20 protein-coding genes and 1 riboswitch are annotated in these 22,664 nt (G+C 69.3%); of the genes, 11 read left to right on the top strand and 9 right to left on the bottom strand.

What is annotated here, in order from left to right; genetic code table 11:
- Positions 1-62 precede the first annotated feature (62 nt).
- The gene (gorA, locus tag IV088_RS21915; RefSeq protein ID WP_291106177.1) at positions 63-1,472 is read left to right on the top strand and encodes a glutathione-disulfide reductase; all 1,410 of its coding nucleotides are present in this window, start codon (positions 63-65) and stop codon (positions 1,470-1,472) included.
- Between the two features lie 133 nt (positions 1,473-1,605).
- Here gorA and IV088_RS21910 read toward each other — a convergent pair whose 3' ends face one another.
- Positions 1,606-2,886 (bottom strand): DUF4010 domain-containing protein, encoded by a 1,281-nt coding sequence (locus tag IV088_RS21910; protein WP_291106175.1) that lies wholly within the window; start codon positions 2,884-2,886, stop codon positions 1,606-1,608.
- A 51-nt stretch (positions 2,887-2,937) separates the two neighbouring features.
- On the opposite strand from IV088_RS21910, the gene IV088_RS21905 reads away from it, so the two are divergent.
- The 6 genes from IV088_RS21905 to IV088_RS21880 all read left to right on the top strand — a co-directional run bounded on the left by IV088_RS21905 (position 2,938) and on the right by IV088_RS21880 (position 10,821).
- On the top strand, positions 2,938-4,425 hold the full coding sequence (locus tag IV088_RS21905; protein ID WP_291106173.1) for an AMP nucleosidase: 1,488 nt from the start codon (positions 2,938-2,940) through the stop codon (positions 4,423-4,425).
- Between the two features lie 52 nt (positions 4,426-4,477).
- Positions 4,478-4,631: riboswitch (FMN riboswitch) on the top strand.
- Between the two features lie 181 nt (positions 4,632-4,812).
- The gene (gene ribBA, locus IV088_RS21900; protein WP_291106171.1) at positions 4,813-5,931 is read left to right on the top strand and encodes a bifunctional 3,4-dihydroxy-2-butanone-4-phosphate synthase/GTP cyclohydrolase II; all 1,119 of its coding nucleotides are present in this window, start codon (positions 4,813-4,815) and stop codon (positions 5,929-5,931) included.
- A 158-nt stretch (positions 5,932-6,089) separates the two neighbouring features.
- The gene (locus IV088_RS21895) at positions 6,090-7,520 is read left to right on the top strand and encodes an efflux transporter outer membrane subunit (RefSeq protein ID WP_291106169.1); all 1,431 of its coding nucleotides are present in this window, start codon (positions 6,090-6,092) and stop codon (positions 7,518-7,520) included.
- A gap of 31 nt (positions 7,521-7,551) precedes the next feature.
- Complete coding sequence (locus IV088_RS21890; protein WP_291106166.1) at positions 7,552-8,853, top strand: efflux RND transporter periplasmic adaptor subunit; 1,302 nt, start codon at positions 7,552-7,554, stop codon at positions 8,851-8,853.
- The gene (locus IV088_RS21885; protein ID WP_291106164.1) at positions 8,850-9,623 is read left to right on the top strand and encodes an ABC transporter ATP-binding protein; all 774 of its coding nucleotides are present in this window, start codon (positions 8,850-8,852) and stop codon (positions 9,621-9,623) included. Before IV088_RS21890 ends, IV088_RS21885 begins: the two co-directional genes overlap by 4 nt.
- The gene (locus IV088_RS21880; RefSeq protein WP_291106162.1) at positions 9,613-10,821 is read left to right on the top strand and encodes an ABC transporter permease; all 1,209 of its coding nucleotides are present in this window, start codon (positions 9,613-9,615) and stop codon (positions 10,819-10,821) included. The genes IV088_RS21885 and IV088_RS21880 overlap by 11 nt, the downstream gene beginning before the upstream one ends.
- Positions 10,822-10,857: 36 nt before the next feature.
- Here IV088_RS21880 and purT read toward each other — a convergent pair whose 3' ends face one another.
- Positions 10,858-12,084, bottom strand: a complete 1,227-nt coding sequence (purT, locus tag IV088_RS21875) for a formate-dependent phosphoribosylglycinamide formyltransferase (RefSeq protein ID WP_291106159.1) — start codon at positions 12,082-12,084, stop codon at positions 10,858-10,860.
- 21 nt (positions 12,085-12,105) lie between these two features.
- Positions 12,106-12,972, bottom strand: coding sequence for an archaetidylserine decarboxylase (gene asd, locus IV088_RS21870; RefSeq protein WP_291106157.1), 867 nt, complete (start codon positions 12,970-12,972; stop codon positions 12,106-12,108).
- A gap of 101 nt (positions 12,973-13,073) precedes the next feature.
- Here asd and IV088_RS21865 point away from each other — a divergent pair, with 101 nt between their 5' ends.
- Positions 13,074-14,018, top strand: coding sequence for an ATP-binding cassette domain-containing protein (locus tag IV088_RS21865; RefSeq protein WP_291106155.1), 945 nt, complete (start codon positions 13,074-13,076; stop codon positions 14,016-14,018).
- 154 nt (positions 14,019-14,172) lie between these two features.
- Positions 14,173-14,952: an ABC transporter permease gene (locus tag IV088_RS21860; protein WP_291106179.1), complete on the top strand. Its 780-nt coding sequence runs from the start codon at positions 14,173-14,175 to the stop codon at positions 14,950-14,952.
- 119 nt (positions 14,953-15,071) lie between these two features.
- On the opposite strand, the gene IV088_RS21855 is transcribed toward IV088_RS21860, so the two are convergent.
- The 4 genes from IV088_RS21855 to IV088_RS21840 all read right to left on the bottom strand — a co-directional run bounded on the left by IV088_RS21855 (position 15,072) and on the right by IV088_RS21840 (position 19,445).
- Complete coding sequence (locus IV088_RS21855) at positions 15,072-15,338, bottom strand: hypothetical protein (RefSeq protein ID WP_291106153.1); 267 nt, start codon at positions 15,336-15,338, stop codon at positions 15,072-15,074.
- Between the two features lie 199 nt (positions 15,339-15,537).
- Positions 15,538-16,656, bottom strand: a complete 1,119-nt coding sequence (locus IV088_RS21850; RefSeq protein WP_291106151.1) for a YbdK family carboxylate-amine ligase — start codon at positions 16,654-16,656, stop codon at positions 15,538-15,540.
- A 3-nt stretch (positions 16,657-16,659) separates the two neighbouring features.
- Complete coding sequence (locus tag IV088_RS21845) at positions 16,660-17,835, bottom strand: cation:proton antiporter (protein WP_291106149.1); 1,176 nt, start codon at positions 17,833-17,835, stop codon at positions 16,660-16,662.
- A gap of 98 nt (positions 17,836-17,933) precedes the next feature.
- Positions 17,934-19,445, bottom strand: coding sequence for a hypothetical protein (locus tag IV088_RS21840; RefSeq protein ID WP_291106147.1), 1,512 nt, complete (start codon positions 19,443-19,445; stop codon positions 17,934-17,936).
- Positions 19,446-19,521: 76 nt separating this feature from the next.
- Here IV088_RS21840 and IV088_RS21835 point away from each other — a divergent pair, with 76 nt between their 5' ends.
- Positions 19,522-20,151 (top strand): hypothetical protein, encoded by a 630-nt coding sequence (locus tag IV088_RS21835; protein ID WP_291106144.1) that lies wholly within the window; start codon positions 19,522-19,524, stop codon positions 20,149-20,151.
- Positions 20,152-20,317: 166 nt separating this feature from the next.
- On the opposite strand, the gene IV088_RS21830 is transcribed toward IV088_RS21835, so the two are convergent.
- Complete coding sequence (locus IV088_RS21830; RefSeq protein ID WP_291106142.1) at positions 20,318-21,190, bottom strand: SAM-dependent methyltransferase; 873 nt, start codon at positions 21,188-21,190, stop codon at positions 20,318-20,320.
- Positions 21,187-21,639: a potassium channel family protein gene (locus IV088_RS21825; RefSeq protein WP_291106140.1), complete on the bottom strand. Its 453-nt coding sequence runs from the start codon at positions 21,637-21,639 to the stop codon at positions 21,187-21,189. The genes IV088_RS21830 and IV088_RS21825 overlap by 4 nt, the downstream gene beginning before the upstream one ends.
- 40 nt (positions 21,640-21,679) lie before the next feature.
- On the opposite strand from IV088_RS21825, the gene IV088_RS21820 reads away from it, so the two are divergent.
- On the top strand, positions 21,680-22,664 hold a 985-nt coding region (locus tag IV088_RS21820), incomplete at its 3' end, for a serine/threonine protein kinase (protein WP_291106138.1).

The raw sequence follows: 22,664 nt of genomic DNA, 5'->3' as shown, positions 1-22,664 counted from the left end.
CGGGCCTTCATCGATTTCATCCGCCAGGAACTCAAGGGCTTCGAGCCCGGGAACACACCAACATGACCTCTCCAACCTTTGACTTTGACCTGTTTGTGATCGGCGGCGGCAGCGGTGGCGTGCGCGCCGCCCGCATGGCCGCGCAGCGCGGCGCGCGCGTGGCGCTGGCCGAGACGCTGGGCACAGAGGGCCTGGGCGGCACCTGCGTCAACGTGGGCTGCATCCCGAAGAAGCTCTACAGCTACGCCGCGCACTACGCCGACGCCTTCCACGAGTCCCACGGTTTTGGCTGGGAAGGGCCGGAACCCGTGCTCAACTGGGCCACGCTCAAGGCCAACCGCGCCACCGAAATCAGCCGCCTCAACGGCGTCTACGGCAACCTGCTGCGCGGCTCGGGCGTGACGGTGTTCGACGGCTTCGCGCGCGTGCAGGGCGTACACGGCGTGGGCCTGGCCACGATCAACGCCGACGGCAGCCCCGGCCACCAGAACTTCACGGCCAAACACATCCTGATCGCCACCGGCGGCACGCCGCACGTGCCGCACTTCACGGGCCGCGAGCACGTCATCACATCCAACGAGGTCTTCGATCTGGAGCCGTTCCCGAAACGCCTGCTGGTGGTGGGCGGCGGCTACATCGCCTGCGAATTCGCCTCCATTTTCAACGGCCTGGGCGCCAAGGTCACGCAGCTCTACCGCGGTGAACAGGTGCTGCGCGGGTTTGACGACGAGGTGCGCCACTTCGTCGCCGCCGAGATGAGCAAGTCGGGCGTCGATCTGCGGCTGAACGCCGACGTGGTGGACATCCGCCAGACCGACGACGGCCTGCGCGTGGAGTGCGAAGGCGGCAGCGTGGTGATGGCCGACGCCGTGCTCTACGCCACCGGGCGCAAGCCCAACGTGACCGGCCTGGGGCTCGACACGGTGGGCGTGGCCCAGGGCGCGCAGGGCGAGGTGATCGTGAGCGAGACCTACCAGACCAACGTCCCCAGCATCTACGCCGTGGGCGACGTGACCAACCGCGTGCAGCTCACCCCGGTGGCGCTGGGCGAGGCCATGGTGGTGGTGGACCAGCTGTTCGGCCCGGCCGCCGGCAAGCCGGCGCGTGCCATGAGCTACGACTTCATCCCCACCGCCGTCTTCACCCACCCCAACATCGGCACCGTGGGCTTCAGCGAAGCCGCGGCGCGCGAGAAGTTCGGGCACGTGACCATCTTCCGCAGCGAATTCAAGGGGCTCAAGCACACGCTCTCGGGCAGCAGCGAGCGCACGCTCATGAAGCTGATCGTGGACACCGCGAGCGACCGCGTGGTGGGCCTGCACATGGTGGGCTCGGAAGCCGGCGAGATCGTGCAGGGCTTTGCCGTGGCCATAAAGGCCGGTGCGACCAAGGCCGTGTTCGACAGCACCATCGGCATCCACCCCACGGCGGCGGAAGAGTTCGTGACGATGCGCGAACCCGTGAAGGCATAGCCCCCACACTCCGCCGCTGCGCGGGTCGTTGCCCCCCGAGGGGGCTGATCCACCTTGGGGCGGCCCTGCGGTGGATCGCCCCGCCCCCAAGCGTCCCGGGCGGCGCGGACCGGTGCTCCGCCGCTGCGGGGGTCTATCCGCGCGCCATCCAGAACACGCCCGCCACGCACAGCGCCGTGTGAACCCACAGCCCCGGCGCCAGCGCCAGCAGGTAGCGCCAGCCGCCGGTGAGGCCGGCGGTCACGCTCTTGCTGCCCGCGTGCACCGACACGGCCAGCATCACCGCCCACACCGCCGCCCCGCCGGGTTGGGGGGCGCCTGAGGCGAACACCGCCGCCAGCGCCGAGTGCAGGTCGGCCAGGGCCGCCAGCGTGGCGCCGAGCAGCAGGCCGGTGTCCCCCAGCCAGCGCTCCAGCGCGTGCACCGCCACCTGGATGCCGCTCAGCAGCGCCGCCACGCCCGCAGCCCCCCAGAGGCTGAACATGCGGTCCTCGTCCGGCGCCCGCGGCGCCTCGGCCGGGTCCACCGGTGCCGCGCGCACCATCCACCCGCCCCACAACAAGGCCAGTGCGCCCGCGGCCAGGGCTGGCGCCCAGAGCCACGCCAGCCAGGCCGGCTGCACGGCCGCCGCCACCAGCAGCAGCTGCATCTGGGTCGACACGCACGACAGCAGGCCCCCGCCGGCCAGCAGCCGCACGTCCGAGGGCCGCTCGCGCACGGCCAGGCCCAGCGTGGCGATGGTGGCCGTGCTCGACACAAACCCCGAAGCCAGCGCCGACAGGGCCACCGCGTGGCGCGCCTGCAGCAGGCGGCGGCTCAGGTGGGCGAGCGCCTGCACCCCGAGCAACAAGGCCAGCAGCTGCACGATGACATGGGGGTTGAGCACCGTGTCCCACAGCGGCCGGTCCGGCACCAGCGGCAGCGCCATCAGCACCAGCGCCGCGAGCACGATGCCGTCGCGCACCTCGCCGGCGGTGAGCCAATGGCGCGCAAACCGGTGCAGCCGCTCGCGCCCGGCCAGCAGCGCCGTCAAACCGACCGCCAGCCCGGCGGCCAGCGGCAGGCTCTGCGCGCAGATCACGCCGATCAGGTAGGTCAAGAGCAGGGCGATCTCGGTGGTGGCGCCGGGGTCTTCGGAGCGGTCGCGCCAGTAGGCCACCAGGGCCAGGGCGGCCACCAGCAGTGCGCCCGTCACCACCAGCCCCGGCAGTTGGGTCAGCGCCGCCGCTGCGCCCACCACGCTGGACAGCGCAAAGGTGCGCAGGCCGGCAAACCGGCGACCCGGCCCCTCGCCCTTGCGCCGCTCGCGCTCGATGCCCACCAGCAGGCCGCAGCCCAGCGCGGCCGCCAGCACCGCCGCGGCGCCGGGCAGGTCAAGCGGCGGGGTCATCAACGGGGCTGCGGCGTCCAGCATGGGTATTCCGGGTCGGGGGTGGGTGTCATGGAGCGGCGCCACAATAGTGCCATGCACAAGACACCCGCCTTCACCGCCCCCGTTTTCTACCGCAACCCGGCCGCTGCGCTGGCCCAGGTGCAACGCATCTACCAGCAGAACATCGAGTTCCTGCGCGCCGCCATGCGCGACTTCGTGGCCGGCGCCGATTTCGACGATGCCCGGGTTCGAGCCTGCTACCCCTTCGTGCGCCTGCACACCCACAGCGCATCGCACCAGGGCACCGGGCGCCTGAGTTATGGCTTCGTGGCCGGCCCGGGCCGGTTTGAGACCACCCTCACCCGACCCGACCTGTACGCCGACTACCTGCTGGACCAGTTCAGCCTGCTGCTGATCAACCACGGGGGCGAGCTGGAGGTGGGCACGAGCACGCACCCCATTCCCATCCACTTTTCGTTCGCCGAACACGACCATGTCGAAGGCAGCCTGAGCGCCGAGCGCCGCGCCCTCATGCGCGACGTGTTCGATCTGCCCGATCTGGCGGCCATGGACGACGGCATCGCCAACGGCACGCACGAACCGCGCCCCGGCGATCCGCATCCGCTCTCGCTGTTCACCGCCCCGCGCGTGGACTACTCGCTGCAGCGCCTGCGCCACTACACCGGCACCGCGCCCGAGTGGTTCCAGAACTTCGTGCTGTTCACCAACTACCAGTTCTACATCGACGAATTCATCAAACTCGGCCACGCCGAGATGGCCAAACCCGACAGCGAGTACATCGCCTTCGTGGAGCCCGGCAACGTGGTGATGCGGCGCACCGGCCTGGCTGCCGAGGCCATTGACGAACTCGGTCACCCACCGCCGCGCCTGCCGCAGATGCCGGCCTACCACCTCATGCGCGCCGACCGCAGTGGCATCACCATGGTCAACATCGGTGTCGGCCCGGCCAACGCCAAGACCATCACCGACCACATCGCCGTGCTGCGCCCGCACGCCTGGCTCATGATCGGCCACTGCGCCGGCCTGCGCAGCAGCCAGCAGCTCGGCGACTACGTGCTCGCCCACGCTTACGTGCGCGAAGACCATGTGCTGGACGAAGAACTGCCGCTGTGGGTGCCCATTCCCGCGCTGGCCGAAATCCAGCTCGCGCTCGAAGCCGCCGTGGCCGACGTGACCGGGGTGGCGGCGCAGGAGGTGAAACGCATCATGCGCACCGGCACCGTGGCCAGCACCGACAACCGCAACTGGGAACTGCTGCCCGACAACCGGCCGCAGCGCCGCTTCTCGCAATCGCGCGCCGTGGCGCTCGACATGGAGAGCGCCACCATCGCCGCCAACGGCTTTCGCTTCCGCGTGCCCTACGGCACCCTGCTCTGCGTCAGCGACAAACCGCTGCACGGCGAGATCAAGCTGCCCGGCATGGCCAACCACTTCTACCGCGAGCGCGTCGATCAGCACCTGCGCATCGGCATCCGCGCCGTGGAGCTGCTGCGTGAAGGCGGCTCGGCCCAGCTGCACAGTCGCAAGCTGCGCAGCTTCGCCGAGGTGGCTTTCCAGTGAGCGCCCGGCGCTGCCGGATGGCGGCGCCTACAATGCGGCTCTGAATTTTTCAAGACGTTCTCAGGGCGGGGTGAAACTCCCCACCGGCGGTATCTGTGACTTGATCGCAGGAGCCCGCGAGCGCCTGAAGGCCACGCCTTCGGGGTCAGCAGACATGGTGAGATGCCATGGCCGACGGTCACAGTCCGGATGAAAGAGCAACGTGTTTTCGCCTCGACCCCCGTGTGCACACCCGGGGTCGGGCGTGCCGTCGCACGCGCTGAGAGCAGCTTTCCCATGCCGGAACCCTGCCCTTTTCATCTCCACCGCGACCACCCGACCCCCACCTGACCCAGGCCACCGTGCGACGCGGCGCGCCGCCGTCGTCATTCACACCGAGGAAACACCATGTCCGAATTCACATTTGCATCTGTCCCTGAGCTGGTCGCCGACATGGCGGCGGGCCGCATGGTCGTCCTGGTGGACGACGAAAGCCGCGAGAACGAAGGCGACGTGATCATTGCCGCCGACAAGATCACGCCCGAGGCCATCAACTTCATGGCCCGCTATTGCCGTGGCCTGATCTGCCTGACGCTGACCGCCGAACGCTGCGACTTTCTGCGGCTACCGCCCATGGTGACGCGCAACGGCACCAAACACGCCACGGCCTTCACCGTGTCGATCGAAGCCGCCGAAGGGGTGGACACCGGCATCTCCGCCGCCGACCGGGCGCGCACCGTGCAGGTGGCTGTCGCGGCCGACTCCACGGCGGCCTCGCTGGTGCAGCCGGGCCACGTGTTCCCGCTGCGCGCGGCCGTGGGCGGCGTGCTGATGCGCGCCGGCCACACCGAGGCGGGCTGTGATCTGGCCCAGATGGCCGGCCTGCAGCCGGCGGCGGTGATCTGCGAGATCATGAAGGACGACGGCACCATGGCCCGCCTGCCCGACCTGATCGAGTTCGCGAAACAACACGGCATCAAGCTCGGCTCGATCGCCGACATGATCCGCTACCGCAGCCAGACCGAGCGCCTGGTCACGCTGGCCGGCAAACGCCCGGTGAACACGCCGTATGGCCGCTTCGAGCTGCTGACCTACCGCGACAAGGTGGGCGGCACGCACCTGGCGCTGACCCACGGTGAATGGACCGCCACCGATCTCGTCACCGTGCGCGTGCACGAGCCGGTGTCGATGATCGACTGGCTGGAAACCGACCAGAGCCCGCACTCGTGGCCGCTGCCGCAGGCGCTGGCCGCGATCCACCAGCAGGGCAAGGGCGTGGCCCTGCTGCTCAACGCCGCGGAAGACGCGGACGACCTGGCCCACGCCGCCAGCCAGCCCCGCGCCACACGCCAGAAGAAAGAGGTGGCCAACGACGCCGACCTGCGCACCTACGGCGTGGGCGCGCAGATCCTGCGCGAACTCGGGGTGGCGCGCATGCAGGTGCTGGGCAACCCGCGCCGCTTCCCCAGCATGGGCGGCTATGGCCTCAGCGTCGAGGGCTTCGTGCCGCCGACCTCGGCCTCATGATCCGCGCCCGCCGGCGTTGATCGGCCCGGAGGGAGGGGGCACGGCCGGGCTGCCGGGTGACACGGATCTTTACCGGAACTTCACCGCAACGCCACGGTCCGTGGGGTGCGTTTGAGCACAATGGCATGACGGCGTACCCAGTATGCTGAATGAACACCATGAACCAGCTCCCCCCCTCCCCCCTGCGACGGTCCGCCACCTTCCTGGCCTCGGCCAGCGTGGTCCTGCTCAGCGCCTGCGCGAGCCTGTCCGCCCCCGGTGGCGATCTGCCGGCCACGCCCGTGCCCGCCACCTGGTCCACCGGCCCGGCGGCCACCGCGGGCGCATCGGCCACCGTGCTCGCCCAGTGGTGGCAACGCTTCAACGACCCCGCCCTCAGCGCGCTGGTCACCCAGGCCTTGCAGGCCAACACCAGTGTGAAGAGCGCGCAATCCGCCCTGCTTCAGGCACGCGCGCAGCGCGACGTGCAATCGGCGAACGCCGGCCCGTCGCTCAGCGCCTCCGGCTCGGCACAGCGCAGCCAGAGCGGCAGCGCCGCCGGCAGCAACCGCTTCCAGGCCGGCTTTGACGCCAGCTGGGAGCCCGATGTGTTCGGCGGCAACCGCGCGGCGGTGAACGCCAGTGAAGCCGATGCGCTCGCCGCCGAAACCAGTCTGGCCGACGTGCAGGTGTCGCTGGCCGCCGAGGTGGCCGCCAGCTACATCGAACTGCGCGGCCTGCAGGCCCGCCTGGCCATCGCCAACAGCAACCTGTCGCTCCAGTCCGAAACCCTGCAGATCACCCGCTGGCGCAACCAGGCGGGCCTGGTGTCGTTGCTGGACGTGGAGCAGGCCGTCGCGTCTTCCGAGCAGACGCGGGCGCAGGTGCCCGCGCTGCAGACCAGCGTCGCCCAGTCGCTCAACGCGCTGGCGGTGCTGACCGGCCAGGCCCCTGGCGCCTTGCAGGCCACGCTGGGCACGCCCGCCGCCGTGCCGCAGACGCCGCCCGGCCTGGCGCTCGCCTTCCCCGCCGAGACGCTGCGCCAGCGCCCCGACGTGCGCACCGCCGAGCACCGCATCAGCGCCGCGCTGGCCCGCGTGGCCGCCGCCGACGCGGCGCGCTACCCAAGCTTCCGACTCAGCGGCTCGCTGGGTCTCTCCGCCCTCACGCTCGGCACCCTGACCAACGGCGCTTCGGTGGTCCGCTCGCTGCTGTCCAGCGTGTCGGCCCCGCTGTTCGACGGCGGCGCGGCACGGGCCCAGGTGCGTTCGCAGGAGGCCGCGCTGGAGCAGGCGCGCCTGAGTTACCAGGGCACCGTGCTCACCGCGTTGAAAGACGTGGAAGACGCGCTGGTCGCGCTGCAGGGCGACACCGAACGCCTGGCCCGCCTGCAGGCGGCCGCCAGCGCCGCCGCCAACGCCGAGCTGCTGGCGCGCCAGCGCTACGAGAGCGGCCTGATCGATTTCCGCACCGTGCTCGACACGCAGCGCACCCTGCTCTCGGCGCAGGACAGCGTGGCCAGCACGCAGGCCACGCTGAGCGCCGACCACGTGCGCCTGTACAAGGCGCTCGGCGGTGGCTGGACGCCCGATGCCAGCGCCAGCCGCTGAGACGACCCGAACCACGCCTTCAGAGAACACCATGAGCAAGCCCAAAGACGCCACACCCGCCGACCTGCAAAACCTGCTGGGCAGCGACCACCCGCCGCGCTGGTGGCAACGCCCCACCCTGTGGATCGGCGTGGCCACCGTCGTGCTGCTGGCCGGCGGCTGGACGTACTGGCAGGCGCAGCAGCAGACCCGGGCCGCGCCGGTGTACGTGACCGAAGCCCTGAAGAAAGGCGACGTCACCCTCACCGTGTCGGCCAACGGCACGCTGCAACCCACGCGCTCGGTCAACATCGGCAGCGAGCTCTCGGGCACGGTCAAACGCGTGCATGTGGACGTGAACGACCGCATCAAGGCCGGCCAGGTGCTGGTGGAGCTGGACACGGCCAAGCTGATGGACCAGGTGACGCAATCGCGCGCCGGCCTGGCCTCGGCGCAGGCGCAACTGGCGCAGGCCGGCGCCACCGCGCGCGAGGCCCGTGCCTCGCTGACGCGCTTCGAAGAGGTGTCGCGGCTCTCCGGCGGCAAGGTGCCTTCGGCCACCGAGCTGGACACGGCCAAGGCCGCGCTGGAACGCGCCGTCGCGAGCGAAGCGGCCGCACGGGCCAGCGTGACCGAATCGCGCGCCGCACTCGCCACCACCGAAACCAACCTGTCCAAGGCCTCGATCCGCTCGCCCATCAACGGCGTGGTGCTCAGCCGCACGGTCGACCCGGGCAACGCCGTGGCCGCCTCGCTGCAGGCCGTGACGCTGTTCTCCGTGGCCGAGGACCTGACCCAGCTCAAGCTCGACGTGGCGGTGGACGAGGCCGACGTGGGCGCCGTCAAGGTGGAGCAGAAAGCCACCTTCACCGTGAGCGCCTTTCCGGCGCGCCGTTACCCGGCCGTCATCAACCGCGTCGCCTTCGGCTCCACCAAGACCGACAACGTCGTCACCTACACCACCACGCTCAACGTGGACAACGGCGACCTAAGCCTGCGCCCCGGCATGACGGCAGCCGCCACCATCGTGGCCCAGGAAGCGAAGGGCGTGCTGCTGGTGCCGAACACCGCGCTGCGCTTCTCGCCGAGCAGCGGCAATGGCGCGGCGGCGGCCAACGCCAGCATCCTCTCGAAGCTGATGCCGCGCCCGCCACGCACCGCCACCAAGACCGCCGGCACCGACCGCCGCGGCGGCGGGCCGCGCCAGATCTGGGTGCTGCAGGACGGGCAGCCGGTGGCGAAACCCGTCAAGACCGGCATCAGCGACGGCCGCAACACCGAGGTCAGCGGCGAAGGCCTCGCCGAAGGCATGGCGGTGATCACCGAGCAACGCAGCTCAGCCAACGCACCATGAGCGACGAGCTGCCCCTGATCCGCCTGCGCGGCATCACCAAGACCTACGGCGAAGGCAACACCGCCTTCCAGGCCCTGAAGGGCGTGGACCTGGACATCCAGCAGGGCGACTTCGTGGCCATCATGGGCCCCAGCGGTTCGGGCAAGTCCACCGCGATGAACACGCTGGGCTGCCTGGACGTGCCGACCACCGGCGACTATCTGTTTCGCGGTGTGCACGTGGAAGCGCTCTCGCGCGACGAGCGTGCGCGCCTGCGGCGGCGCTTCTTCGGCTTCGTGTTCCAGGGCTTCCATTTGCTCGCGCGCACCTCGGCGCAGGAGAACGTGGAGCTGCCGCTGGTCTACCGCGGCGAACCCGCGGCCTCGCGCCACAGCCTGGCCCAGCGCGCGCTCGAAAAGGTCGGTCTCAAGGGCTGGGAACACCACACGCCCGGCGAACTCTCGGGCGGGCAGCAGCAGCGCGTGGCGATCGCGCGCGCCATCGTCACCGAGCCGCAGGTGCTGCTGGCCGACGAGCCCACCGGCAACCTCGACACGCACCGCAGCCAGGAGATCATGGAACTGCTCTGGCGCCTGAACGCCGAACAGGGCATCACCGTGCTCATGGTCACGCACGAGCCCGACATGGCGGCCTACGCCAAGCGCATCGTGCGCTTCGTGGACGGCGTGGTCGCCAGCGATCAACGCAACCCGCACCCGGTGGCGCTGCAGGGCGTCGGCCCCCACACCACCGCCAGCGATTTCAGCGGGGAGGTCGGCCATGTGGCTTAACACCCTGCTGCTCGCGCTGCGCTCCATCCGCCGCAACCTGCTGCGCTCCTTCCTCACCATCCTGGGCATCGTGATCGGCGTGAGCGCGGTGATCACCATGGTCACCGTGGGCAACGGCGCCACGCTGGCGGTGCAGAACCAGATCTCGGGCCTGGGCACCAACCTGCTGCAGATCCGCCCCGGCCAGCGCATGGGCCCCGGCGGCAGCGGCGCCAGCGCCCCTGCGTTCAAGGAAAGCGACGGCGACGTGATCGCGGCCCAGGTGGCTGGCGTCGCCGCCGTGGCGCCCGAGGCGCGCAGCGGCGTCACGCTCGTGGCCAACGGCCGCAACTGGACCAGCAGCGTCATCGGCAGCACCAACGCCTGGCTCACCACCGGCAACTGGAAGCTGGCCGACGGCCGCGAGTTCTCCGACGACGAGCTGCGCGCCGGCGGTGCGGTCTGCCTGATCGGCAGCACCGTGCAGCGCGAGCTGTTCGGCACCACCAGCGCCACCGGCGGACAGCTGCGCGTGAAGGCCATGAGCTGCGAGGTGATCGGCACCCTGCAGTCCAAGGGCCAGGGCGCTTTCGGCAACGACCAGGACGACATGGTGCTGATGCCCATCAAGACGCTGCAGCGGCGCATCACCGGACACACGCGGGTGAACACCCTGCTCGTCTCCATGAGCGAGGGAAGCGACGCCAAAAGCGTCACCGCCAGCCTCACGCAGCTGCTGCGCGAACGGCGCAAGCTGGCCGAGACCGACGAAGACAACTTCAACGTGCTCGACACCAAACAGCTCGCCGAAACGCTCTCGGGCACCACCAAGATCCTCACCATGCTGCTGGGTGCGGTGGCGGCCGTGAGCCTGCTGGTGGGCGGCATCGGCATCATGAACATCATGCTGGTGAGCGTGACCGAGCGCACCCGCGAGATCGGCCTGCGCCTGGCGATCGGCGCGCTGGAGCGCGAGGTGCTGCTGCAGTTCCTGATCGAGGCCGTGGTGCTCGCCGCGCTCGGCGGCCTGATCGGCATCGTGCTCGCCACCGGCGCCTCGATCGGCCTGTCGGCGCTGATGAACGTGCCCTACCAGTTCAACCTGAGCGTGAACCTGCTGAGCTTCCTGTTCTCGGCCGCCATCGGCGTGCTGTTCGGTTTCTTCCCGGCGCGGCGCGCGGCGCGCTTGAACCCCATCGACGCGTTGAGGCACGAATGACCCCCCACCCCCGCGCCGCAAGGCGCGGGGGTGGGCCTACCGTGCCCTGGGCTTGACCAGGGCGGCCGCCTGCTTGGCCTGCGTGCGCGCCACCTCGACGTCCGCATCGTGCACCAGCGCCACCCCCATGCGGCGTTTCACGAAGCTCTCGGGTTTGCCGAACAGGCGGATCTCGCTGTTGGGCACGCTCATCGCTTCGTCCACGCCGTCGAACACGATGCCCTGCGCGTCCACGCCGCCGTAGATCACGGCGCTGGCGCCCGGGCTCTTGAGCGCGGTGCTCACCGGCAGGCCGAGGATGGCGCGGGCGTGCAGCTCGAACTCGTTCTGCCACTGCGTGATCATGGTCACCATGCCGGTGTCATGCGGGCGCGGGCTTACCTCGCTGAACCAGACCTGATCACCCTTCACGAACAGCTCCACACCGAACAGGCCCAGGCCCGAGGGCTGGCCGTCGTGGCCCATGCCCAGGTCGTCCGTCACCGCCTTGGCGATGCGGCGCGACTCGGCCAGCGCGGTGGCCGTCATCGGGTGCGGCTGCCAGCTTTCCACGTAGTCGCCGCTCACCTGCACGTGGCCGATGGGGTCGCAGAAATGCGTTTGAATCTGGCCATCCGCCCCGAGCGCGCGCACGGTGAGCTGCGTGATCTCGTAGTCGAAGTCGATGAAGCCTTCGACGATGATGCGGCCCGGGCCGACGCGGCCGCCCGACATCGCGTAGTCCCAGGCGGTCTTCACGTCGGCAGGGCCGTCGATCTTGCTCTGGCCTTTGCCCGAGGAGCTCATCACCGGCTTGACGATGCAGGGGTAGCCGATGCCGGCGTCGATGGCGGCCTGCAGCTCTTCGAGCGAGTCGCAGAATTTGTAGGGACTGGTCGGCAGGCCCAGCGTTTCGGCGGCCAGGCGGCGGATGCCCTCGCGGTCCATGGTCAGGCGCGCGGCGCGCGCGGTGGGGATCACGCGCACCACACCGGCGGCTTCGAGCGCCTGCAGCACGGGCGTGGCAATCGCTTCAATTTCGGGCACCACCAGGTGCGGGCGCTCGGCCTCGATCAGCGCTTTCAGCTGCGCCGGGTCGCTCATGGTGATCGTGCGCGCGTGGTGCGCCACCTGCTGGCCCGGCGCGTGGTCGTAGCGGTCCACCGCGATGGTCTCCACACCCAGGCGCTGCAGGGCGATCAGCACCTCCTTGCCCAGCTCACCGGAGCCGAGCAGCATGACGCGGGTGGCGGAAGGAGACAGCGGTGTGCCGAGCGTGGTCATGGACATCCTTGGGAGAAAAGTTCAGGGAATCGCCTGGCCCATGGCCTCGCCCATGCGCACGTCGCGCTCGGGGGTCCACGCCGGGTTGAAGTGAATCGTGTTTTTGGGCCAGAGCAGCACCACGGTGGAGCCCAGCAGGAAACAGCCCATCTCTTCACCGCGGCCGAGCATGCAGGGCTCTTCGTCGTAGGTCCACTCGCGCACATCCTTCGTGCGCGGCGGGTTCACCACGCCGTGCCACACGGTGGCCATGCTGCCGACGATGGTGGCGCCCACCAGCACCTGCACGAAGGGACGGGTTTCACCCTGGTCGCCGTGCGGTACGTCGAACACGCAGACCACGCGCTCGTTGCGCGCGAACAGGCCGGGCACGCCACGCGCCGTGGTCGGGTTGACCGAAAACAGCTCGCCAGGCACGTAGATCATGCGGCGCAGCCGCGCGGCGGCGGGCATGTGGATGCGGTGGTAGTCCTTGGGGCTGAGGTAGATGGTGGCGAAGTCACCGTCCTGGAACTGTGCCGCCAACCGGGCATCGCCGCCCACCAGGGCGCGCGTGCTGTAGCTGTGGCCCTTGGCCTGGAAGATCTGGTCCTTCTTGATGGCACCGAACTGGCTGATGGCGCCGTCCACCGGGCACACAAAACCGGAGGGGGCCAGGGGGCGTGCCCCCGCCCGAAGGGGCCGGGTGAAGAACTCGTTGAAGGTCGCGTAGCCCCTGGGATCGGGGTTGGCCGCATCGGCCATGTTCACGCCATAGCGGCGGATGAACCACGGGATCACGTTGTGGACCCACCAGGTGGCGCGCGAGTGGGCACACCAGCCCGCGAACACGTTGATGGCGCGCTTGGGCAGCAGGTATTGCAGGGCAACAGCGGGAGGAAGAGACACTTCGAAGCGCGCACAAGGCGGCAAAAAGACCGGCCGGTCGGGTGGCGCCCATTGTAGGGCGCGCGCCCTCTGCGCCCGGGGGACGGCGGGGCGCGGGCACAATGCCGGCCATGCCTTCACCGCTCTTTGAATGCCAGCACCTCGTCAAGCGTTTTGGCGGACACACCGTCGTCAACGACCTGTCGTTTGACATCGTGCCGGGCGAGTGCCTGGGCGTGATCGGGCCCAACGGCGCGGGCAAGACCACCACCATCCGCATGTGCCTGGGTCTGACCGCGCCCGACGAAGGCCGCGTGAACGCCTTCGGCCTCGACATGCCGCGCGATGCGCTCGCGATCAAGGCCCGGCTGGGCGTGGTGAGCCAGATGGACACGCTGGACCCCGACTTCAGTTGCGCCGAAAACCTGCTGGTCTACGGCCGTTACTTCGGCATGAAAGACCTCGACATCCGCGCGCGCATTCCGCAGCTGCTGGAATTCGCCGCGCTGACCCACAAGGCCGATGCCAAGCCGGGCGAGCTCTCCGGCGGCATGAAACGGCGGCTGTCACTGGCGCGTGCGCTGGTCAACGACCCGCAGCTCCTGCTGCTCGACGAACCCACCACCGGCCTGGACCCGCAGGCGCGCCACCTGATGTGGGAGCGCCTGCAGATGCTGCTGCAGCAAGGCAAGAGCATCCTGCTGACCACGCACTTCATGGACGAGGCCGAGCGACTCTGTTCGCGCCTGCTGGTGCTGGACCACGGCCGCAAGATCGCCGAGGGCCGCCCGCGCGAGCTGATCGCCCAGCACCTGGAGCCCGACGTGGTGGAGGTCTACGGCAACGGCGCGACCGCGCTGGCGCAGGCGGACGAACACGCCGGGTTGCGGGCGTTGGCCGCGCGCGTGGAGGTGAGTGGCGAAACCGTGTTTTTCTACACGGCCCAGGCGCAGCCATTGCTGGCGGCGTTGAGCGCACACCACGAACTGCGCACCCTGCACCGGCCCGCGAACCTGGAAGACCTGTTCTTGAAGCTGACCGGGCGCCAGATCAGAGAGGAGGGATGAAAAAATGACCGCCCCCAACCAAAAGCCGAGCGGAGAAAGAGATGACCCAGTCCAGGGCACCCACGGAACCGGCTTTGCCGGGCCGAAGGGTGCGCCCCCCTCAAGGGGGGTCGCGCGAAGCGCGGCGGGGGGTTCTCACTTCGCGCCACCGCGCCTGTCCCTGCGCTGGTGGCCGGTGTTCCAGCGCAACTTCCTGGTCTGGAAAAAACTCGCGGTGCCCAGCCTGGTGGGCAACATCGCCGAGCCGCTGATGTGGCTGGTGGCGTTCGGTTACGGCATGGGCGCGCTGGTGGGACAGGTGAACGTCGCCACCCCCGAGGGCAGCAGGGCCGTGCCCTACATCCTGTTCCTGGCCAGCGGCAGCATCTGCATGAGCGCGATGAACGCGGCCAGCTTCGAGGCGCTGTACTCGGCGTTCTCGCGCATGCACGTGCAGAAAACCTGGGACGGCATCCTGAACGCGCCGGTGCGGCTGGACGACGTGGTGATGGCCGAAATGTTGTGGGCCGCCTTCAAGGCGCTGTTCACTGTCGTGGCGATCATGGGCGTGATGCTCGCCCTGGGCATCAGCCACAGCCCCAAGCTGCTGCTCGCCCTGCCGGTGCTGCTGTTCGCCGGCATCACCTTCTCGTGCATCGCGCTGGTGTTCAACGCGCTGGCGCAGGGCTACGACTTCTTCACCTACTACTTCACGCTCTTCCTGACCCCGATGATGTTCCTCTCCGGGGTGTTCTTCCCCCGCGAACAGCTGCCGGCGGTGGTTCGCGTGATCTCGGACTGGCTGCCCCTCACCAACGCGGTGGCACTCGTTCGCCCCCTGTTCATGGACCAGTGGCCGGAACAGCCCTGGCTGCACCTGGCGGTGCTGGCGGTCTATGCTGTCGCCGCCTTCTGGCTGGCTTTGGCACTCACACGCAAGCGATTCTCAAAATAACACCGTATCCGGAGCAAGTGTCCCAGCCGTGAACGCGGCGGAACCGGCTTCGCCGGGCTGCTCGCGTTGCCCCTTGAGGGGCGGAGCGGCCACACGAAGTGGGCAAGCGATGGGGGTGTTCAATGAACGCTTTGCAACGCGGGCTGCGCGTCCACCCAGCTCTCGATGCCGCTGTCCATGAACTCCTCGTCGTCGATCACGGCGTCGAACTGGGTCAGCAGGACACGGTCCAGACCGTGGGTCTTGGGGATCAAGGGCTTGTCCAGCGGGCGGCAGATGCGATGGCGCAGGCCACGCAGGTGCATGCTGCCTTCCATGGCGCTGATCACGGCCTCCGGATCGAGCATGAGGACGAAGGGGTTGAGGCGGCTGTGGATCGAGTTCATGGCGGTGTCCTGGGAAAAAGAGGGTGAAAACAAGTTGTTTGTCGATGTGTCAAACTGTATTCAACCTGTTTCAAGACGTTAAGTCGGCGCACCCCCATTCAGCGTGTAGGAAGTTGCCTGACAAGACCCGAGAAAGCCGGAAAACACCCCGCTGTTTCCCCCCGTTCCTGCGCCGGCAGGAACGCGTCCCCCGCCCGCCTCAGGCCCGCAGGGCCTCGACCGCGGCCGCCACCACCCCCTGCACGCTGCCGCTCGCTCCGTAACACTTTCGAAGGAAGCTGGCGTGGTTGCCATCGCGTGCAGCAGTACGTTCGATTTCATCGAGCGCGGCCTGGGCGTTGAGGGCGTCGGCGTGTGGACCGAGCACCCTCAGGGTGGCCAGGATGTCTTCACGGATGCTGATCTGCTCGCGGGTCTTGGGGTTGACCATCATGCCGTCGAGGCCGAAACGGCAGGCCTGGAACCGGTTGTAGGTGTAAACGAGGTAATCGTCTTCTTCGGGCGCGGGCTCGTCGCGCTGTAACAAGTGACGGCACAAACTCTGCAGGTAACAGGCCAGCCCGGCGGCACGTTCCACGGTCAGCGGCGTGTCGCACACCCGCAGTTCGATGGTGCCGTACTCGGGCTTGGGGCGGATGTCCCAGTAGAAGTCCTTCATGGACTTGACCACGCCCGTGCTCTCCATCTTGGTGAAGTACACGTTGGCGAACTCGTCCCAGCTGAGGGTGAACGGCGCGCGGCCGCTCAAGGGAAAGGCGAACACCGAGTTGAGCCGCGCCGAGTCGAACAGCGTGTCCACGCCCTGCGAGAAGGGCGACGAGGCCGAGAGCGCAATGAAGTGCGGCACGTAGCGGTTGAGCGAGTGCAGCAGGAACAGCGCCTCGTCGGGCGAGCTGCAGCCCACGTGCACGTGCTGGCCGAACACGGTGAACTGCTTGGCGAGGTAGCCGTACAGGCCCGAGAGCTCCTGGAAGCGCGGCTTGGAGAAGATGCGCTGCTCGAACCAGCGCTGGAACGGGTGGGTGCCGCCACCCGCGATGGCGATGTTGAGGCGGTCGCCCGCGTGCACCAGGGTGTCGCGGATCTCGCGCAACTGGCCCAGCAAGGGGCCGTGTTCGGTCTGCACGTCGGTGGCGATCTCGATCATGCTCTGCGTCATCTCGGGCGTGACCACGCCGGGGAAGGGCTTGCGCCGCAGCAGCTCCAGCAGGTCGTTGGCGCTGCTGGAGAGGTCCATGTCGTAGGTGTTGACGAGCTGCAGCTCCAGCTCCACACCGAGGGTGAGCGATTTCGAGGCTTTGAAGGTTTCGAGCGGCATCGCTTATTCCTGTGTCACGTGCGTTTCGGCCGCGGCGTTGAGGGCGCGCTGGGTCACCAGCGGGCCGAACAGTTCCTGCACCAGCATCATGAAGGCCAGCGCGGTCAGCACCTGCTGCGCCGGCTCGAAGCCGTAGAGGCGGCTCTGTTCCAGCAGCAGGATGGCGAAGGCCGACATGGGCGTGAGCGCGAGCCCGGTGAGCAGGCCCTTGCGTTCGGTGCTGCCCGAGAGCCGCGCCGCCGCCACGTTGCACAACACCTTGGACGCCGTGCGCACGGCGATGAGGGCCAGCCCCAGCAGCACGCCGCCGCCCACATCGCTCCAGTCGAGCAGTGCGGCGATGTAGACGAACAGGAACAGCGTGAGCAAATCGCCCGCCGTGCCGAAGCCGCGTTGCGCGTTGGTCAGGTGCACGCGGCGCTCGCGCGCCACGATGCCGAAGGTGAGCGCGGCCAGCAGGGGCGAGAGCTTGAACCCGTAGGCCATGGTGGTGAGCAGCACCACGGCGAGCGCGAACACCAGGGTCACGTCGCGCTCCTGGATGCGCTGCGCGCGCAGCAGCGCCGGCATGGCCATGCCGAGCAGCCCCCCGACCGCGACCGAGGTCACCAGCACGTGCACGCTGCCAAACGCGGCCATCACCAGATCGCCCGAGGTGGAGAGGTACCAGTAACCCACCACCAGTTTGAGCGCGAGCACCGCGACCAGGCAGTTGATGGCGCAGAGGTGCAACACGCGCTCGGTCACCTGGCCCGCGCTGCGCAGCTCGTTGGCCACGCGCAGGATGCCGGCGGGCGAGGCCGACACCGAGAGCGCCGCGACGATGAGCCGGGTGTCGGTGGACAGCGAGAAGAACCCCGAGACCAGGTAGACCGCGGAGAAGGTGACCACCGACTCCACCAGACCGAGCACAAGCACCCAGGGGTTGTGGCGGAACCAGCGCAGGTGGATGCGGTAGCCCAGCTCGAAGAGGATGAGCGAGAGCGCCACGTTCGCGAGAAACGGCAGGCCGGGCACCGCGTCCGTCAGACCCGGCAGGTTGATCAGGCTGGCCAGCAGGCCCACCGCCACATAGCTGCTCACGCGTGGGATGCGCGCGGCCTCGTGCAAACGCTCACCCAGGAACCAGGCCACCAGCAGCACCAGGGGCCAGGCCATGGACTGCAACAGAAAAGACACATCAGACACCATGAGACAACACTTGGAAACGGGACCGCGTCCCGGAGCGACTGTGTAACATCTGCAGCGCGCGTATCTTGTAACAAGACGAAAAGGACCTAGGGTGTGTCCCGCCGTTCAAACCGCTGCTCCAGCAGCCGCGCGTCATCGAAATGCCGCCGGCCCACGAAGGCCGTGGGGTGTCGGCCCCACTGCCGCATCGCGCCCGGGCTCGCGATGCCCATGGGCCAGAACAGCGCTCGTTCGCCGCGCTCGGTGCCGGGCATGATGCCGCTGGACCAGAAGGCGCTGCGCCGGCCGCCGTCGGGCGTGGGCAGGCTGCGCAAGCCGTCTTCGTCGGCCAGCGCGTAGGGCACAGCATCTGGACCACCGAGACCTCCCGGATCGGGTTGCACCCCGACCACCTGGTGGTCGGATGACGACAGGCGCACCCGCAACCGCTGCCCGGCGGCCATCGCCGGCAGCGTCGCGGGCACGAAGGCCCACTCCGTGCCCGCCTCGGGCGGGGGCTTCAGCGCCATGGACGGCGTGGGCACGAACAGGTGGTAGCAGCCGCAGCCGTGGATGCTGTCGATCACCAGCACACGGCCATCGACGGCCAGCGTGAGGCGCAGCACCACGGCATCGACCCGACCGGCCAGCAGGTCCAGGCCCGACCGGGGCGGCCGCTCGCTGAACCAGACGCTGTAGACCAGCTGCATCAGGGTCTGGTCACCGTGTCGGGTGTGGGCGATGCGCTGGTAGACCACCGGTTCGGCGGTGTTCACGTCGGGCCCTGGGCCCTGGGTCCAGCGCAGCGATCCGGGGCGGTCGAAGGCCCCGCGCGTCTCGATCTCCAGCACCGGCGCGTGGGCTTGCAACAGGCGTTGTGCGGTGGCCTCGTCGGGCCGCGGGATGCCGAGGGCGTCCCGCGGCACGGCGCGGGCCAGCGCACCGACCTCGGCCGCGCCCAGCGGCGGGGTCGAGGTCTGGTAACGCGTCCAGCCCAGCGCCGGGTCGGGTTGCGCCGCCAGCGCCGTCCAACGCGCCTGCCAGTGGCGCTGCTCGCGCTCGACGCCACCGAAGAACGGCAGTCGGCTCAAGGGGTAGAGGCCCAGGGTGCGCATCAGCGCGCTGTAGTCGTCGGGCACCCGGGCCGCCGCCTGGAGCCGCTCGCGCTGAGTGGCATCGGCCGAGGTCGCGGCCCACAAGCGCGCGCCGCAGTCGCGCACGCGGGCCTTCGCCGCGGCCGGGTCGGGCACCGCCAGCGAAGCCATCACCCAGGGCGGCAGCTGGTCGATTTCCAGGGCGCGGGCCTGGGCGTCCAGCGCGAGCAGACCCGCCCCCCAGTCCCGCCACCGCGCGTCGCTGCGCCCGGCCTCGTCGCGGAACGACGACAGCAAACGGTCGACCCGAAGAAAACGGAAGCCCGGCACCGGGGCCGCACCGCCGTCGCGCACCGCCTGCGCGTCCACGTGCCCGTCCAGCCGCTCCAGCCATTGTCGGCATTCGGCGACGGCGTCGGGCGCCACTGGCGCCCGTGTCGGGACCGCACAGGCCCCAAGCACCATGAGCAGCGTCACGCCGACCGACGCCCGCAGGGATCGAGAAAGGGGGGGTGGGAGCGTCATCACGGCATGGTAACGGCGCGTTACGCCACGCGCCCGCCCTGGGAGAACCACCCCACGGTGGGCGTTACCATGCGCCATGCCCTACATCACACGCTCCTCCCTGGCGCTCGCCCTGGTGCTCGTCACCAGCGGCGCCCTCGCCCAATCGACACCCGCACCGGCCGCCACGGCCGCCCCCGCCCCCTCCAGCCCCGCGAAGAAAGAACTGGTCCAGCGCGTGCTCAAGCTCCAGCAGAGTGGCATTGAGCGCCTGGCCACCGCCATGACCGAAGAGCCTGCGGTGGTGCTGGTTGAACGCGCGTCGATGATGATCGCGGCCAACGTGCCCAAAGAACGCCAGGAAGCCATCTCCAAGGAGATCCAGACCGAGGTGCAGAAGTACCTCAAGGACACCGTGCCGCAGGTGCGCAAGAGCGCCCAGCAGCTCGCGCCCTCGACCATCGGCGCGGTGCTGGAAAACAAATTCAGCGAAGACGAGCTGCGCCAGGTCGTGGCCGTCATGGAGTCGCCGGCCTACGCCAAATACCAGGAGCTCAGCGGCGAGATGCAGCAGGCCCTTCAGGCCAAGCTGGTGGGCGACACCCGCGCCACCGTGGAGCCCCGGGTGCAGGCCCTGGAAAAGGCCGTGGGCGCCCGCCTGAAGGCCGCCACGCAGGCCCCGGCGCCTGCCGCCAAACCGGCGGCGCCGGCCAAACCCGCCAAGTGACACTGAAGGGGCCGCGTTGACGGCCCGTCGGCATCGGTTTTCCACGGTGACGGAGCGCCATCCAGGACAGGTGGGACGGGTGCCCCCCGGGCACCATCGGGCTGGCTTGGCCAGGCGGCCCGTGCGGCCCCCTTGAGGGGGTCGCGCGAAGCACGGCGGGGGTGGGTCAACCCCCGAAACGTTCGCTCAGCGGCTGCAGGCCGAGCTCTTCGAGGATCTGGCCCAGCCGCTCGCGGGCGCGTTCGCGCTGGGCGCGGGGCGCCTCGTTGCGGCGCGCGAGGATCAGCTCGTTCTTCATCGAGTGCTCCCAGCCCACCAGCTCGGTCACGGTCACGCCGTAGCCGTGGGCTTCGAGCTGCAGGCAGCGCAGCACGTTGGTGATCTGGCTGCCGAACTCGCGCGTGTGCAGCGGGTGGCGCCACAGCTCGGCCAGCGGCGTGCGCGACAACGAGAGCGCCTTGTGCTGCCGCATCACCGACGCCACCTCGGCCTGGCAGCACGGCACCAGCACCATGAAGCGCGCCTGTCGCGCCAGCCCGAAAGCGATGGCGTCGTCGGTGGCCGTGTCGCAGGCGTGCAGCGCGGTCACCACGTCGATCTGCTCGGGCAGTTCGGGGTGGTTGAGCGCCTGTTGCACCGTCGTGGCCAGAAAGGCCATGCGGTCAAACCCCAGCCGCGCCGCCAGCGCCTTCGATTTCTCGACCAGCTCGGCGCGGGTCTCCACACCGACGACGCGGCCCACCGGCTTCGCCTTGAAAAACAGGTCGTACAGGATGAAGCCCAGGTAGGACTTGCCCGCACCGTGGTCGGCCAGGGTCACGTCACCGCGCTCCTTCAGCACCTCGGCCAGCAGCGGTTCGATGAACTGCACGAGGTGGTAGACCTGCTTGAGCTTGCGCCGCGTGTCCTGGTTAAGCTTGCCCTCGCGGGTGAGGATGTGCAGCTCCTTGAGCAGTTCGACGGACTGGCCTTCGCGCAGTTCGGGCAGCTGCTCCTGCAGGGTTTTGGGTGGTTGGTGGGGCGCCTTGGTGGTTTTCACGGACGGGTCTTTTCGGATGGTTGTGTGGCGGTGTGCACGGGTCCGTTCAGCCGCTGATCGAGGGCCCGCACCTGCTCGCGCAGCGCGCGGATTTCGCGCATAAGTTCGTGTTCGATCTGGCGCTCTTCGGTGTGGACCTCGTCCTCCACCTCCTGCTCCACGAAGATCGCCGCCAGCGAGGCGGTGACCAGCGACAGCACCGCCAGGCCCAGCAACACCATCAGCGCGGCGAACACGCGACCGGCCTGGGTGTGAGGCACCATGTCGCCGTAGCCCACGGTGGCGGCGGTCGTGAAGGCCAGCCAGAGGCCTTCCTGCAGGGTGTTCACCTGCGGCTCCAGCATCCAGAAGCCGGCGCCGCCAAACAGCATGATGACCAGGCACAACGCCAGCGAGTACCACAGGCCACGGCGCATGAGGTGCAGGCGGCGTTGTCTTGAGCGTTTCATCGTTCGATTCTGGCACGTGCCAGGGGCGACAATGCCCCTCATGCATTCCCCAGAGCCGTCCCACGCCACCCACCCCTACACCGCCCTCACACCCGATGTGGTGCAGGACGCGCTGGGCCACATCGGCCTGTGGGGCGACGGCCGCCTGGCCGCGCTCAACAGCTTTGAAAACCGGGTCTACCAGGTCCACCTCGAATCGCCGTTCGGCGGCCACGCCCAGGTGGTGGCCAAGTTCTACCGCCCCGGGCGCTGGAGCGACGCCCAGATCGCCGAAGAACACGCCTTCGCGGCCGAGCTGGTGGCGGCCGAAATTCCGGCCGTGCCGCCGCTGGCGGTGAACGGACAGACGCTGCACCACTTCGGCGGGTTCGCGTTTGCCGTGAGCCCCCGCCGCGGTGGGCGGCGGCCCGAGCTGGACGACTTCGAGGTGCTGGAGTGGATCGGCCGTTTTCTGGCGCGCATCCACACGGTGGGCGCGGCGCGGCCCTTTGTGGCCCGCCCGGCGCTGGACGTGGCCGGCTTCGGCCACGAGCCGCGCGACTGGCTGCTCGAACACCGCATGGTCTCGCCCGAGGTGCAGACCGCCTGGTCCGCCGCGCTGGCCGAAGCGCTGGCGCTGATCGACGCCCACCCGGTGTTGCGCGCCCAGGCGCCGGCCGACGAAGACGGCATCCGGCGCATCCGCCTGCACGGGGACTGCCACCCCGGCAACATCCTCTGGACGCCCAAGGGCCAGCCCGGCGCCGGCCCGCATTTTGTGGACCTGGACGATGCGCGCACCGGCCCGGCGGTGCAGGACCTCTGGATGCTGCTCTCTGGCGACCGGCGCCAGCAGAACCAGCAGCTCGGCGCGCTGATCGACGGCTACGAGCAGTTTCGCCCTTTCGACCGGCGCGAGCTGGCGCTGATCGAGCCCCTGCGCACCCTGCGCCTGATCCACTACAGCGCCTGGATCGCGCGGCGCTGGGAAGACCCGGCCTTCCCGATCAACTTCCCCTGGTTCGGCAGCCGCGACTACTGGCAGG

The sequence above is a fragment of the Hydrogenophaga sp. genome (assembly GCF_018780075.1).
In the GTDB taxonomy this organism is placed as follows: Bacteria; Pseudomonadota; Gammaproteobacteria; order Burkholderiales; family Burkholderiaceae_C; genus Hydrogenophaga.
Note: the sequence above shows the minus strand (reverse complement) of the source record. Positions and strands in the feature narration are given on the sequence as shown.

Bases quoted from the DNA above. Each gene is read 5' to 3' on its own strand.
- IV088_RS21885 (WP_291106164.1), top strand. From the start codon at position 8,850: ATGAGCGACGAGCTGCCCCTGATCCGCCTGCGCGGCATCACCAAGACC.
- IV088_RS21850 (WP_291106151.1), bottom strand. From the start codon at position 16,656: ATGCCGCTCGAAACCTTCAAAGCCTCGAAATCGCTCACCCTCGGTGTG.
- IV088_RS21890 (WP_291106166.1), top strand. From the start codon at position 7,552: ATGAGCAAGCCCAAAGACGCCACACCCGCCGACCTGCAAAACCTGCTG.
- IV088_RS21910 (WP_291106175.1), bottom strand. From the start codon at position 2,886: ATGCTGGACGCCGCAGCCCCGTTGATGACCCCGCCGCTTGACCTGCCC.
- IV088_RS21895 (WP_291106169.1), top strand. From the start codon at position 6,090: ATGAACCAGCTCCCCCCCTCCCCCCTGCGACGGTCCGCCACCTTCCTG.
- IV088_RS21825 (WP_291106140.1), bottom strand. From the start codon at position 21,639: ATGAAACGCTCAAGACAACGCCGCCTGCACCTCATGCGCCGTGGCCTG.
- purT (WP_291106159.1), bottom strand. From the start codon at position 12,084: ATGACCACGCTCGGCACACCGCTGTCTCCTTCCGCCACCCGCGTCATG.
- ribBA (WP_291106171.1), top strand. From the start codon at position 4,813: ATGTCCGAATTCACATTTGCATCTGTCCCTGAGCTGGTCGCCGACATG.
- IV088_RS21855 (WP_291106153.1), bottom strand. From the start codon at position 15,338: ATGAACTCGATCCACAGCCGCCTCAACCCCTTCGTCCTCATGCTCGAT.
- IV088_RS21905 (WP_291106173.1), top strand. From the start codon at position 2,938: ATGCACAAGACACCCGCCTTCACCGCCCCCGTTTTCTACCGCAACCCG.
- IV088_RS21840 (WP_291106147.1), bottom strand. From the start codon at position 19,445: ATGACGCTCCCACCCCCCCTTTCTCGATCCCTGCGGGCGTCGGTCGGC.
- gorA (WP_291106177.1), top strand. From the start codon at position 63: ATGACCTCTCCAACCTTTGACTTTGACCTGTTTGTGATCGGCGGCGGC.
- IV088_RS21865 (WP_291106155.1), top strand. From the start codon at position 13,074: ATGCCGGCCATGCCTTCACCGCTCTTTGAATGCCAGCACCTCGTCAAG.
- IV088_RS21880 (WP_291106162.1), top strand. From the start codon at position 9,613: ATGTGGCTTAACACCCTGCTGCTCGCGCTGCGCTCCATCCGCCGCAAC.
- IV088_RS21835 (WP_291106144.1), top strand. From the start codon at position 19,522: ATGCCCTACATCACACGCTCCTCCCTGGCGCTCGCCCTGGTGCTCGTC.